The sequence below is a fragment of the Achromobacter sp. PD1 genome, assembly GCF_048541815.1.
Taxonomy (GTDB): domain Bacteria; phylum Pseudomonadota; class Gammaproteobacteria; order Burkholderiales; family Burkholderiaceae_B; genus Achromobacter; species Achromobacter bronchisepticus_A.
On record NZ_CP183349.1, the window covers coordinates 1,349,587 to 1,361,943 of the forward strand.

Annotated in this window: 13 protein-coding genes; 12 read left to right on the top strand and 1 reads right to left on the bottom strand. The window is 65.6% G+C overall.

Going from position 1 to position 12,357, the window contains the following annotated elements; translation table 11 throughout:
• The first annotated feature begins 31 nt into the window (after positions 1-31).
• The 6 genes from ACM1PE_RS06200 to ACM1PE_RS06225 all read left to right on the top strand — a co-directional run bounded on the left by ACM1PE_RS06200 (position 32) and on the right by ACM1PE_RS06225 (position 4,882).
• Entirely contained in the window at positions 32-580 is a 549-nt protein-coding gene (locus ACM1PE_RS06200; RefSeq protein WP_059378921.1) for a MarR family winged helix-turn-helix transcriptional regulator, read from the top strand.
• Entirely contained in the window at positions 577-1,137 is a 561-nt protein-coding gene (gene ectA, locus ACM1PE_RS06205) for a diaminobutyrate acetyltransferase (protein ID WP_059378922.1), read from the top strand. The genes ACM1PE_RS06200 and ectA overlap by 4 nt, the downstream gene beginning before the upstream one ends.
• 123 nt (positions 1,138-1,260) lie before the next feature.
• Positions 1,261-2,568, top strand: coding sequence for a diaminobutyrate--2-oxoglutarate transaminase (ectB, locus tag ACM1PE_RS06210; protein ID WP_118933598.1), 1,308 nt, complete (start codon positions 1,261-1,263; stop codon positions 2,566-2,568).
• The gene (locus ACM1PE_RS06215; RefSeq protein ID WP_006387829.1) at positions 2,565-2,969 is read left to right on the top strand and encodes an ectoine synthase; all 405 of its coding nucleotides are present in this window, start codon (positions 2,565-2,567) and stop codon (positions 2,967-2,969) included. Before ectB ends, ACM1PE_RS06215 begins: the two co-directional genes overlap by 4 nt.
• Before the next feature lie 17 nt (positions 2,970-2,986).
• On the top strand, positions 2,987-3,913 hold the full coding sequence (thpD, locus tag ACM1PE_RS06220; protein ID WP_059378925.1) for an ectoine hydroxylase: 927 nt from the start codon (positions 2,987-2,989) through the stop codon (positions 3,911-3,913).
• A 96-nt stretch (positions 3,914-4,009) separates the two neighbouring features.
• Positions 4,010-4,882 (top strand): MOSC N-terminal beta barrel domain-containing protein, encoded by an 873-nt coding sequence (locus ACM1PE_RS06225; RefSeq protein ID WP_059378926.1) that lies wholly within the window; start codon positions 4,010-4,012, stop codon positions 4,880-4,882.
• Between the two features lie 25 nt (positions 4,883-4,907).
• On the opposite strand, the gene sugE is transcribed toward ACM1PE_RS06225, so the two are convergent.
• On the bottom strand, positions 4,908-5,225 hold the full coding sequence (gene sugE, locus ACM1PE_RS06230) for a quaternary ammonium compound efflux SMR transporter SugE (protein ID WP_013392803.1): 318 nt from the start codon (positions 5,223-5,225) through the stop codon (positions 4,908-4,910).
• Between the two features lie 209 nt (positions 5,226-5,434).
• Between sugE and panD the strand changes: the two genes are divergently transcribed.
• From panD to ACM1PE_RS06260, 6 genes are all read left to right on the top strand, one after another.
• The gene (panD, locus tag ACM1PE_RS06235) at positions 5,435-5,803 is read left to right on the top strand and encodes an aspartate 1-decarboxylase (RefSeq protein ID WP_013392804.1); all 369 of its coding nucleotides are present in this window, start codon (positions 5,435-5,437) and stop codon (positions 5,801-5,803) included.
• A 63-nt stretch (positions 5,804-5,866) separates the two neighbouring features.
• Entirely contained in the window at positions 5,867-6,919 is a 1,053-nt protein-coding gene (locus ACM1PE_RS06240; RefSeq protein ID WP_059378928.1) for a CDP-6-deoxy-delta-3,4-glucoseen reductase, read from the top strand.
• 181 nt (positions 6,920-7,100) lie between these two features.
• Positions 7,101-8,357 (top strand): D-amino acid dehydrogenase, encoded by a 1,257-nt coding sequence (locus tag ACM1PE_RS06245; RefSeq protein ID WP_059378930.1) that lies wholly within the window; start codon positions 7,101-7,103, stop codon positions 8,355-8,357.
• Positions 8,358-8,361: 4 nt separating this feature from the next.
• Entirely contained in the window at positions 8,362-9,702 is a 1,341-nt protein-coding gene (locus tag ACM1PE_RS06250) for an extracellular solute-binding protein (protein WP_059378931.1), read from the top strand.
• A 190-nt stretch (positions 9,703-9,892) separates the two neighbouring features.
• The gene (locus ACM1PE_RS06255) at positions 9,893-10,774 is read left to right on the top strand and encodes a TcpQ domain-containing protein (protein ID WP_059378932.1); all 882 of its coding nucleotides are present in this window, start codon (positions 9,893-9,895) and stop codon (positions 10,772-10,774) included.
• The gene (locus ACM1PE_RS06260) at positions 10,771-12,357 is read left to right on the top strand and encodes a hypothetical protein (protein ID WP_059378933.1); all 1,587 of its coding nucleotides are present in this window, start codon (positions 10,771-10,773) and stop codon (positions 12,355-12,357) included. The genes ACM1PE_RS06255 and ACM1PE_RS06260 overlap by 4 nt, the downstream gene beginning before the upstream one ends.

Here is a 12,357-nt window from a genome sequence, read left to right on the forward strand (position 1 = left end):
GAAATGAATTTGACCGAACACGCTTTTTCCCATGACTGACGCCGCGAAATCCGATCCCTCACAGCAATACGATTTGCGCATCTTGCGGGCGCTGCGCCGCATCACGCGTTCCATCGCCTTGCATTCGCGCCAGCTATCCGCGGTCAGCCACATTACGGCGCCGCAGCTGATGTGCCTGCGCACCGTGATCGCCAACGGCCCGATGACGGCCACCGCGATCAGCCGCGAAATGCACGTCAGTCCCAGCACCGTGGTCGGGATCCTGGATCGCCTGGAAGACAAGGGCTTGATCCGCCGCGAACGCGGCCGCGAAGACCGCCGCATCGTATTCGTCACGGCCACCGACGCGGGCCGCGAGTTGGCGCAAGGCGCGCCGTCGCCGCTGCAAAAGCATCTGGCCGACGCGCTCAATGCCTTGCCCGAACTGGAACAGGCCACCATCACGCTGTCCCTGGAGCGCATCGTGGCGCTCATGGAACAGGACGGCCAGGCCGCCGCCGACACGCATGGCGACGTGTCGTCGCCCATCCTTGAAGTGCCCACGGGCGGGGCACCCCCTGAATCGGGAATCGTTGCATGAAGAAAACCGAACTGGATACCCCAACCCTCTCAAGTGCCGTGGCGCCGGCGGTCAGCGCGCAGACCCATACCATGCGTCTGCCCGACCGCAAAGACGGCGCCGCCATCCACCGCCTCATTTCCGAGTGCCCGCCGCTCGACCTGAATTCCCTCTACGCGTACCTGCTCCTCGCTGAGCATTTTCGCGACACCTGCGTCCTGGCCGAAAGCGCCGGCGGACGCATCGACGGTTTTATCTCCGCATATGTGATCCCGGACCGGCCCGACACCTTGTTTGTCTGGCAGGTCGCGGTGCACACCCGCGCACGCGGCCATCGACTGGGCCGCGCCATGCTTCGCGAGCTCTTGCGCCGCAAGGGTCTCGAGCATGTCCGCTATCTCGAAACCACGGTGGGGCCTGACAACCAGGCATCGCGCCGCAGCTTTGCCGGCCTGGCCGGCGAACTTGGCGCCCACGTCTCCGAGCAGCCGTTCTTCGACCGGCAACTGTTCGGCGGCGCGGACCACGACGACGAGATGTTGTTGAGGATAGGTCCGTTTGCCTTGCCGGCCCCCTAGGGGCGGCGCAAGCCCAGCGGTCTTATCGAATACCGGGATGGTTGGCAGATCCGGATGCGCAAGCGCACCCGGAGGGGTTCTGGCCGTCCGTCCACTTATGAGATGAAAAAGGGAGGATTAATCATGGACTTGAAGATCTTTGACCGGATGGAGTCGGAGGTACGGGGCTACATCCGGTCGTTCCCCGTGATATTCAGCCAGGCCAGGGGCTCGACCCTGATCGATGAAGACGGCACCGAATACATCGATTTCTTCAGCGGCGCCGGCACGCTGAACTATGGCCACAACAATCCTGTTCTCAAGGAAAAGCTGCTGGAGTACGTCCAGTCGGACGGCGTGGTGCACGGCCTGGACATGGCCACCAGCGCGAAGAAGCGTTTCCTGGAGACGGTGGACCGCGTGCTGCTCAAGCCGCGCAACTGGCAGTACACCTTGCAGTTCACCGGTCCCACCGGCACCAACGCGGTGGAAGCCGCGCTGAAGATCGCGCGCCAGGTCAAGGGGCGTCCCAACGTCATCTCGTTCACTCACGGGTTTCATGGCGTGAGCGGCGGTTCGCTGGCCGTGACGGCCAACATGAAGTTCCGCGACGCGTCCGGCTATGCGCTGGGCAACACCACCTTCATGCCCTATGACGGATACTTCGGTCCGGACGTGGACACCATGGCCTATCTGGAGCGCATGCTGGAGGACCCCAGCAGCGGCATGGACAAGCCGGCGGCCGTCATCGTGGAAACGGTGCAGGGCGAAGGCGGCGTCAACGTGGCAACGCTGCGCTGGCTGAAGGAACTGGAAAAGCTGTGCAAGCGCCACGACATGTTGCTGATCGTGGACGACATCCAGGTCGGCTGCGGCCGCACCGGCACCTTCTTCAGCTTCGAGGCCGCCGGCATCCGCCCCGACATCATCACCCTGTCGAAATCGCTGTCCGGCTTCGGCCTGCCGATGTCGCTGGTGCTGATGAAGCCCGAGCTGGATATCTGGAAACCCGGCGCCCACAGCGGCACCTTCCGCGGCAACAACCTGGCTTTCGTCACGGCGGCCCAGGCCTTGGAAACCTATTGGGCCAACACAGCCTTCACCGCCGAGATCCAGCGCAAGGAGCGCCAGGTGCGCGACTGGCTGGAAAACCTGGTGCATAGCTATCCCAATGCCGGCCTGTCGGTGCGCGGCCGCGGCCTGATCCAGGGGCTGGTCTGCAACGCCACGCCGGCGCTGGCCAACCGCATCGCGCAAAGCGCCTTCAAGAAGGGCGTGGTGATCGAGACGTCCGGCGCGCACGATGAGGTGCTGAAGCTATTGCCCGCCCTGACCATCGAGGAAGAACTGCTGGGCAAGGGCCTGGACGTGATTGAAGCCAGCGTCGCGGAAGCGCTCGCCGAAGAAGGGCAGTCCGCCCGCATCCTGAAATTTGGAGGAAAACGTCAATGATCGTACGCAATGTCAAAGATGTGATCGGCACCGCCGACGAAGTCCGCACGGATACCTGGGTCAGCCGCCGCGTGCTGCTGAAGAAGGACGGCATGGGCTTCTCCTTTCACGAGACCACCATCTTTCCGGGCGGCCGCACCCACATCCATTACAAGAACCATCTTGAAGCGGTGTGGTGCATCGAAGGCGACGGTTCCATCGAGACCATCGCCGACGGCAAGAAATACGAACTGGGACCCGGCGTGGTCTACGCCCTGAACGAACACGATGAGCACTGGCTGTGCGGCGGCAAGGAGCCGCTGCGCGTCATCTGCGTCTTCAACCCGCCGCTGACCGGCCAGGAAGTGCACGATAAAGAAGGCGTCTACGCCTTGCCTGAAGCCGAAGCCCAAGCGGCCTGAAATACAAGGAGGTTCGCATGATCTCACCTGCACAGGATCCGTACGCCTCCCGTACGGATCGAAGTTCCGCCATCATCGCCCGCCAGGATCCGGTGGTCTATGAAAACGGCCAGTACGCCAGCGCGTTGAACGCCGGCCAGGTCGAGCAATACGAGCGCGACGGCTTCATCCTGCTGGAGAACCTGTTTTCCGACGATGAAATCCGCGCGCTGTCCACCGAGGTCGAGCGCATGACGCGCGACCCCTCGATCGTGCGCCGCGAAGAGTCCATCACCGAGCCAGGCAGCAATGCGGTGCGCTCGATCTTCATGGTGCACGTGCTCAACCCCATCCTGTCGCGCCTGGTGCGCGATCCGCGCCTGGTCAACGTGGCGCGGCAGATCCTGGGGTCAGAGGTGTACATCCACCAGTCGCGCGCCAACATGAAGCCCGGTTTCAAGGGCAAGGAGTTCTACTGGCACTCCGACTTCGAAACCTGGCACGTCGAAGACGGCATGCCGGCGATGCGTGCGCTGAGCTGCTCGGTGCTGCTGACCGACAACAACGAATGCAACGGCCCCCTGATGCTGGTGCCCGGATCGCATCGTCAGTTCATATCGTGCGTGGGCGAAACGCCCAACGAACACTACAAGCAGTCGCTGAAGAAACAGGAGTACGGCGTGCCGGACCCCGTCAGCCTGCAACTGCTGGTGGAGCAGGGCGGCATCCGCTCCATGACGGCCAAGGCCGGTTCGGTGGTGTTCTTCGACTGCAACACGATGCACGGCTCCAACAGCAACATCTCGCCGTGGCCGCGCGCCAACGTCTTCATGGTCTACAACAGCATGGAGAACACCTTGAATCCGCCCAAGTATGGGCTCACGCCGCGTCCCGAGCACATCGCGACGCGCAAGGGATTCAAGGCGGTCACCCCGCTGGATACCTTGAAGCTGGTGGGAGGCTGAGGCCCCTGTGAAAATGCCCAGGCGCTGCCTGGGCATTTTTTCTTCCGGGCGTCTGCTATTCTCTGCGCACTTCGCCTCATCGAGACTCCGCACGCCATGTCCGCCCGCATCCTCAGCCTGCACATCTACCCGGTCAAGTCCTGCGCAGGCATCGCCTTGAACGAATCGCCCATCGACCGCGCGGGCCTGGCCCATGACCGCCGCTGGATGCTGATCGGCGCCGACGGCCAGTTCATGACGCAACGGCAATGGCCCGCGATGGCGCTGATCCGCACGGCGCTCACGGCCGATACGCTGCGTTTGTCCGCGCCGGGCATGCCTGATCTGGACGTAGCCCTGGACGGCTCGGGACTGGAACAAGAGGCGCAGTCCGTGGCCGTGTGGAGCGATACCACTTCCGGCCGGCGCGAAAGCGCGGCGGCAGGGCAGTGGTTTTCCGATTTTCTCAAGACGCCGTGCCGCCTGTACAAGGTGGACGCGGCCGCGCAACGCAACGCCAAGCCGGACTGGGTGTCGCGCTGGCTGGATGCTCATCCCGACCTGGCCGAACCGTTCGCGGGCCAGCACTGTTTCGGCTTTGCCGACGGCTTCCCGCTGCTGGTGGCCAACCAGGCCTCGCTGGACGACCTGAACGCCCGCCTGCAGGCCAAGGGCGTGGCGCCGGTGCCGATGGACCGCTTCCGGCCCAACATCGTGGTCCAGGGCGAATGGGAGGCCTTCGAGGAAGACCACACCGCCATGATCGAGGCCGCGGGCGTGAAGATGGCTTTCGTCAAGCCTTGCACCCGTTGCTCGATTCCCGATATCGACCAGAACACCGCCCAACAGTATGAAGAGCCTGGCCGTACTCTGGCCGGCTACCGCAATCTGGAAATCGGCGTGGTGTTCGGCCAGAACGCGATCCTGGACGCGCCCGCAGGCGCGCGCCTGAAAGTCGGCGACGAGGTCGGGATCGAATTGGATTTCTGAATCCGCAGGCCCCGCCGCCGGGGCCTTAGGCCGAGGATAGCTTCAGGCCCACCAGGCCCAGCACGATGAGGGCCACGCTGGCGATGCGCATCCAGCTGGTGGATTCGCCGAACAGCACGATACCGGCCACGAAGGCGCCGATCGTGCCGATGCCCACCCATACCGCATAGGCCGTGCCCAGGGGCAGGGATTTCATGGCTACCGCCAGCAGCCAGACGCTGATGGCCATGCCTCCCGCGGTGATGGCCGAGGGCCAGAAACGGGTGAATCCGTGGGTATATTTCAGGCCTACGGCCCAGACGATTTCAAACAGGCCTGCGAGTACCAGGATGATCCAGGTCATTACGACTCCTACCTTGTGCTGCCGGCGTGCCGCCGGCGCGAGGGGCCGTCCCCAGAATCAAACGCGCCAGCCTTGCGGCCGCGCGCGGCAGCGGGCCGTCCCGCTGCGGCAAAAATTATAGAATACCGGGTTACTACGGCAAAACCGGGTGCCGGGCATCACTCTTGCAACACTTCGCGGTTCCGGGCCGCGAAACCAGGATATTTATCATGCAACGCATCATGCTGCGGGCAAAACTGCACCGCGTCACGGTCACCGAAGCCGACCTCCACTACGAGGGGTCTTGCGGCATCGACGAAGACTTGCTGGACGCTGCCGGCATGCGCGAGTTCGAACGTATCGAGCTCTACAACGTCACCAACGGCGAACGTTTCGACACCTACATCATCAAGGCGGCCCGCGGCAGCGGCGCCATCTCCCTGAACGGTGCCGCCGCGCGCCGCGCCCAGGTTGGCGATCTGATGATCATCTGCACCTACGGCCCGATGTCCGAGGCCGATTCGGCCACGCACAAGCCGCTGGTGGTGCTGGTCGACGACGCCAACCGCGTCAAGGAAATCCGCAAGTTCCCGGCCTGAGGCCGGGCCGGGCGGAGCGCTTCGCGAGCGAGGCGCTCCGCTAAAACCCTGAACCGTTTCATCATGAGCTTCCAGGTCATCATCCAACCCAGCCAGCACCAATTCCCGGTCGAACCCGGCCAGACCGTGCTCGATGCCGCGCTGGCCGCCGGCATCGTCCTGCCGTACAGCTGTCGCAACGGCGCCTGCTCCACCTGCAAGGGCCGCGTGGTGTCCGGGGAGTTCGACGCGGGACAGTATCCCGCACAGATTCTTTCACCCGAGGAACTGGCTGGCGGCTACACGCTGTTCTGCCAGGCCCGGCCTGAATCCGACATGGTGGTCGAATCCACCGAAGTCCGCCTGGCCAGCGACATCCAGATCCGCAAGCTGCCTTCGCGCGTGCAGGCGCTGGAACGCGTGGCCCCGGACGTCACCGTGATCAAGCTGCAACTGCCCGCCTCCGAGCAGTTCCGCTACTACGCCGGCCAGTACATCGAAGTCATCCTGAAGGACGGCCGCCGGCGCAGCTATTCGATGGCCGGCGCGCCCCACACCGGCAGCCCCCTCGAACTGCACATCCGGCACATGCCCGGCGGCGTGTTCACCGACCACGTGTTCGGCGCCGGCGACACGCAGATGAAAGAGCGCGAGATCCTGCGCCTGGAAGGGCCGTTCGGCTCGTTCTTCCTGCGTGAAGACAGCGACAAGCCCGTCGTGCTCCTGGCCAGCGGCACGGGCTTCGCCCCGGTCAAGGCCATCGTCGAGCACATGATCCACAACAACATCAAGCGCCCCGTGGCGCTGTATTGGGGAGGACGCCGTCCGCGCGACCTCTACATGGACGCGCTGGCGCAATCGTGGACCGGCATGCTGCCCGATTTCCGCTATGTGCCGGTCGTCTCCAATGCCTTGCAGGAAGACGGTTGGACCGGACGCACCGGCTTCGTCCACGAAGCCGTCATGCAGGACATCGCCGACCTCTCGGGCCATCAGGTCTACGCCTGCGGCACGCCGCTGATGGTGGACGCCGCAAGGCGCGAATTCAGCGCCCAGAATGGCTTGCCGCCCGAGGAGTTCTACGCCGACGCCTTCACGTCCGAAGCGGACCTGGCCCGGGCTGCAACCCAGTCTTGAGTAACAGGGCATGAGCGAATCGGGGTGGAACGAGCGGGCCAGGAAAGGTTTGTGACTTCCGCCCCTTTTTATTCCATAGGCGCGGGCAAAGCGCCGGGGTAAACTGCCGTGGCAGCAGCTTGCCATGGGGCGCGGACATAGGGTCGGCGAACCGAGCTGGCACGCAAGGAGCAATGCGGGCATGAAAGTAGCGGTATTGGGTGGCGGCATCATCGGAATCTCCAGCGCCTGGTGGCTGAACCAGGCCGGCCATGACGTCGTCGTCATAGATCGCTGCACCGGTCCCGCCCAGGAAACCAGTCTGGCCAATGGCGCCCAGATCTCGGTCTCCTACGCCGAACCCTGGGCCAATCCGCAGGCCCCGCTCAAACTGCTCAAATGGATGTTCCAGGACGACGCCCCGCTGCTGTTCCGTCCGCAGCTGGACTGGCGGCAATGGATGTGGGGGCTGGCGTTCCTGCGCGAGTGCCTGCCCAGCCGCCTCGCTCCCAATATCCGTGCCATGGTCCGCATGGCGGAATACAGCCGCGCGACGCTGCGCAGCATGCGCGCTGAACTGGGCATCCAGTACGACCACCTGGAACGCGGCATCCTCAATTTCTACCGCGATCCGCACGAATTCGAAAACTCGCAGCGCGCTGCGGGCCTCATGCGCGACTTCGGCGTAGAACGCCGCGTGGTCTCGACCGACGAGGTCATCGCCATCGAGCCCGCGCTGGCGCCGCACCGCCAGACCATCGTCGGCGGCGATTACACGCCCGAGGACGAGAGCGGCGACGTGCACCTGTTCACCGTGGCCCTGGCCGAGCGTTGCGCCCGGGCCGGCGTCGAATTCCGCTACAGCACGCGCGCCACGCGCCTGCTGACCAACGGCGGCACGGTGCAAAGCGTCGAGATCATCGAACCCGACGGCCGTTACGGCGTCTTGTCGGCCGATGCCTACGTCGTGGCGATGGGCAGTTTCAGCCCCTACCTGCTGCGGCCGCTGGGCGTGCCCTGCAATGTCTATCCGGCCAAGGGCTATTCCGCGACCTTCCCGGTGATCAAGCCGGACGCCACGCCCACGGTCAGCCTGACGGACAGCAGCCACAAGGTGGTTTTCTCGCGTCTGGGCGACCGCCTGCGCATGGCCGGAACCGCCGAGCTGTCGGGCTATTCCCGCAGCCTGAACACCGGACGCTGCGAAGCCATGACCCGCCTGGCGCGCGAACTTTTTCCCGACGCGCTCGATTTCGAGCGCGTCAGTTATTGGTCGGGCTTGCGCCCGTCCACTCCCTCGAACGTGCCCATCATCGGCCGCAGCCGTATCCCCAACCTGTACGTCAACACAGGACACGGTACGCTCGGTTGGACCATGGGCGTTGGCTCGGGCCGGGCCTTGGCCGATCTGCTCAGCGGAAGGCGGCCGGAACCGGAGTTTCCTTTTCTTGGTCTGTGAACCTATGAAGAATCTGCAATTGGCGGGCGTTGCCCGCGCGATGTTCGCCAGCCGGCGTGCATGGTTGTTCGGCGCCGCCATGGCGATGGCCGGGGCGGCGAATGCCGCCGCGGTCGAGATCCAGGTCTGGCACACGCTGACCGACGCAAACAAGGCCGAGTTCGAAAAGCTCGCCAAGCAATACAACAAGGAGCAGGACCAGGTCCGCGTGACGCTGCGCGGCTTCGCCTCGCCCAGCGCGCTGGAACAGGAAGCCGTCACGGCGGTCAAGGCCAAGAAGGGCCCGAACCTGCTGCAGCTGACCGACAACCATTCGCCTGAAGTCGTCGCCCAGCACAAGGCCGTGCTGCCGCTGTACGAACTGCTGGCCAAGTACCCGATCAAGGACCTGAACTGGTTCGTGCCGGCCACCAGCAGCTTTACGCGCGACAGCAAGGGCCGCCTGCTGGCCTTCCCCTGGATGGCCGAAGTGCCGGTGATGTTCTACAACACCGCCGCCTACAAGAAGGCGGGCCTGGATCCCAACAAGCCCGCGCGCACCTGGGCCGGCCTGCAAGGCGAATTGCTGAAGCTGCGCGACGTGGCCGACATCGACTGCCCTTACGCCTCCAGCGACCAGGTCACGGTCCACCTGGAGAACCTGGCGCCGATCAACAACCAGCAGTTCACCAGCAACAACAACGGCCTCGACGCTGTCACCAAGAAGTCGGCGGCGCCGGCCATGCAGTTCGACACGCTGTACATGCGCCACATCTCGCTCATGGTGAGCTGGAAGCGTTCGCTGCTGTTCACGGCGCATTCCGCCGACAACGCCAGCGACAAGCTGTTCGCCAAGGGTGAATGCGCCGTGCTGACCGCCAACACCGGCGCGTTCGGCCAGTTCATCAACACCAAGTCGCTGTCCTTCGGCGTGGCGCCCCTGCCTTACTACGACCAGGTCACCAAGGACGGCGGCAAGCCGTTCGTGAGCGGTTCGGCGCTGTGGGCGCTGGAAGGCCATCCCCAGGCCGAGGAAAAGGCCACGGCGCAGTTCCTGGCCTGGCTGTCCAAGCCCGTCGTCGCCGCGGAATGGCACCAGCGCACCGGCTTCCTGCCGCTGACGGAAGCCGCTTTCCGCGCTTCGGACGTGTCGTTCTATGACCGCATTCCGGGCGCTCAGGCGCTGATCGCGTCCATGCGCACCCCGCCCACGGCCAACAGCCGCGGTTTCCGCATGGCCAACTACACGCGCATCGAGCCGGTGCTGAACCAGCAGCTGGATGACGCCTTCGAAGGCAAGGTGCCGCCGGTCGCGGCGCTGAACAACGCCGCCACGCAGGCGCGCAGCATCGCAGCGCAACGCTGATTCAGGCGGGCGGCGCAAACGCCGCCACGCCCTGACGCAAACCCGGTCCCTGGACCGGGTTTTTTTTCGTCCGTCCGCCGCGCGACCAAACCATCCATGCGTACATGCCAGTCTGGCGACGCGGAGGGCGCTCATCCACCATGCCTCTCATGCGTATCGATTCCGGTGCGCCTTTTGCTCGCGGTGAGGCATGGTTCGTTTCTTCTTCCTGGCGGCAGGGCTGTCCTGCCTGGGGGCCTGCGCAGGGTCCGGCAAGAGTCCGGCCGCAACTTCATGGGAAGCCTCGCGGCAGGCGGCTCAAGGCTTCCGCTTCGACTGGCAATTGTCCGGCGATCCCTCGGTCGCACCCATGCAGGTATTCGACGACGGCAAGGAAACCTGGCTGCAGTTCGCGCCGGGCCAGCCGCTGCCGGCGATTTTCGGCGTAGGCAGCGACGGCGAGCGCGCCTTGCCCTATTTGCGGCGCGACCCCTATGTCGTGCTGGCGGGAGGGTGGAGCGGGCTGCTGTTTCGCGGCGGGCGTCTGAGCGCCCGCGCGCAGCGCCTGCAGGCGGTCGCCGACGCCCGGGCGGGGGGCAGGCCGCAGGATGAACCCGCAGCCCAGGCGCCGGCGGTCCTGGCTGAGCGCATCGGTGCGGCGCGGCCTGCCGAAACGGCAGCGTCCGCCATCGGCGCGTTGCAAGCCGCCGGGCCTTTGGCGGGCGCGGCTTCCGCCGCGGGCGTTGCGCTGGCCCCGGCTGCTGGCGTCGCGTCGGCACCGGTCTCGGCGGCGCAGCCCGTCTACCGCGCGGCGCCGCCGGACGCCACGCTGCGAGCCGTGCTGGCGCGCTGGGCGGACCTGGCGGGCTGGACCTTCCAGCCGCAGCACTGGGCCGTGGACGTGGACATCCCCTTGTCGGCGACGGCCGAATTCTCCGGCGACTTCAAGTCGGCCGTGCGCGAACTGCTGGGCGCCACAGAACTCGCCGAAAGGCCTCTGCAGCCTTGCTTCTACGGCAACCGGGTGCTGCGCGTCGTGCCATTGGCGCAGTCCTGCACGCGCATGGCCACGCCAGGAGGGGCCGCGGCATGATGCGCATATTGTTTTTGAGTGTGGCGGCGTGCGGCGTTCTGGGCGGTTGCGCGGTGTCGCAACAGGTCGCGGATCAGCGCCGCGCGGCAAACGCGCGTCAGGCTCAGGTGGCCGCCAGTCATAGGGCTTTCACCGAAGGGTTGTCGGACCGGGCCGCGCGCGTCGCGGCCCAGGATGTCGCCATGCCCTGGCTTGCCGGCAAGCCCCAGCCGTTGGCGCGGGAAGTGGCGCTGCCGCCCGCATTGCGCGAGAACGTGCGGACCACCTTGATACTGGCCGACGACGCCGATCTGCCGACCCTGGCCCAGCGCCTGAGCGCCATCACCGGCATCGCGGTGCGAGTGCGTCCGGACGCCTTGCTGCCGCTGGAACTGTTCCTGCCCCGGCTGGCCGTCAATGGCGCCTTGTCCGTGCCGGCGCCGGCCAGCCTGGAGATCCGCGCGGGCGCGCAGCCGCTGGCCGACTTGCTCGACACGCTGGCCGCGCGCTTCTCGGTGCATTGGCGCTACGAGCACAACGCGCTCGAGTTCTACCGCACCGAGACCCGCGTGTTCGATTTGCGCGCACTGTCGCTGAGCAGCAAGGTGGACGTGCGCCTGGGCCGCGAAGGCAGCCCGGAGGGCGAAGGCTTTGAAAGCACCTCCAACACTTCCCTGTCGGCGGGGCAGCACGACGCGTTGGCCATCCTGCGCGCCAACGTCATGCCGTTCCTGACGCGTTCCGGCGTGGTCGCCGAAGCGGTGGAGGGCTCCACCTCGATCGTCGTCACGGATACGCCCGAGGCGCTGGAGCGTGTCGCCCGTTACCTCGAACGTGAAAACAAGGCCTTGACCCGTCGGGTGCGGCTGGTGTTCGAGGAAATCACGGTCGTTGCCAACGACGCCGTTTCGGGGGGCATCGACTGGAACATCGTCTACGCCGCGGCGGGAGCGGCGGCGCGGCTGGCGCTGCCCGGGGCCGGATCGGGCGGGGGCAGCCTGGATGCTTCCACGGCCAGGGGGCCATTCGAAGGCTCGCAGGCCATCATCTCCGCGCTCAGCACGATGGGCGCTGTCGTGCGGCACAACAAGGTTCCCATCCTGACCTTGAACCGTCGCCCGGTTACCCATGCGGTCAGAACGACGTTCAGCTACATCGACCGGGTGCAGAGCACTGCTGTCCCAGGCACCACGGCAGGAGGCGCCAACGGTTCGCTGCCCGCGGTGTCCATCAGCCAGAAGGAAGAAACGGTAGGTTCCTTCCTGACGCTGTTGCCGGACATCCAGGAGGACGGCCAGATCCTGTTGTCGCTGGCCTATGACAACGCGGTCGCCCAACCCCTGAAGACCATCACGTTCGGCGAGCGCGGCAACCAGGTGCAGGTCCAGCAGGTCACGATCGACGGCAACGGCACGGTGCAGCAGGTCGAGCTGCGGCCCGGCCAGCCCATCATCGTCTCTGGCTTCGATCGCGGCCAGGAACAGCATGACCGCCAACGGCTTGCGCCGGGGCTGCCGCTCATCGCCGGTGGCCTGGATAGTGCCGCCTCGGAACGCACGACGACCCTGGTGCTGGTAACCGCCCAGGTCGAGGAAGGGTACTAG

Excerpts from the sequence above, each read along its gene's own strand:
- ectA (WP_059378922.1), top strand. The coding sequence starts at position 577 with ATGAAGAAAACCGAACTGGATACCCCAACCCTCTCAAGTGCCGTGGCG.
- ACM1PE_RS06215 (WP_006387829.1), top strand. The coding sequence starts at position 2,565 with ATGATCGTACGCAATGTCAAAGATGTGATCGGCACCGCCGACGAAGTC.
- sugE (WP_013392803.1), bottom strand. The coding sequence starts at position 5,225 with ATGACCTGGATCATCCTGGTACTCGCAGGCCTGTTTGAAATCGTCTGG.
- ectB (WP_118933598.1), top strand. The coding sequence starts at position 1,261 with ATGGACTTGAAGATCTTTGACCGGATGGAGTCGGAGGTACGGGGCTAC.
- ACM1PE_RS06245 (WP_059378930.1), top strand. The coding sequence starts at position 7,101 with ATGAAAGTAGCGGTATTGGGTGGCGGCATCATCGGAATCTCCAGCGCC.
- ACM1PE_RS06225 (WP_059378926.1), top strand. The coding sequence starts at position 4,010 with ATGTCCGCCCGCATCCTCAGCCTGCACATCTACCCGGTCAAGTCCTGC.
- thpD (WP_059378925.1), top strand. The coding sequence starts at position 2,987 with ATGATCTCACCTGCACAGGATCCGTACGCCTCCCGTACGGATCGAAGT.
- ACM1PE_RS06250 (WP_059378931.1), top strand. The coding sequence starts at position 8,362 with ATGAAGAATCTGCAATTGGCGGGCGTTGCCCGCGCGATGTTCGCCAGC.
- ACM1PE_RS06200 (WP_059378921.1), top strand. The coding sequence starts at position 32 with ATGACTGACGCCGCGAAATCCGATCCCTCACAGCAATACGATTTGCGC.
- ACM1PE_RS06240 (WP_059378928.1), top strand. The coding sequence starts at position 5,867 with ATGAGCTTCCAGGTCATCATCCAACCCAGCCAGCACCAATTCCCGGTC.
- ACM1PE_RS06255 (WP_059378932.1), top strand. The coding sequence starts at position 9,893 with ATGGTTCGTTTCTTCTTCCTGGCGGCAGGGCTGTCCTGCCTGGGGGCC.
- panD (WP_013392804.1), top strand. The coding sequence starts at position 5,435 with ATGCAACGCATCATGCTGCGGGCAAAACTGCACCGCGTCACGGTCACC.
- ACM1PE_RS06260 (WP_059378933.1), top strand. The coding sequence starts at position 10,771 with ATGATGCGCATATTGTTTTTGAGTGTGGCGGCGTGCGGCGTTCTGGGC.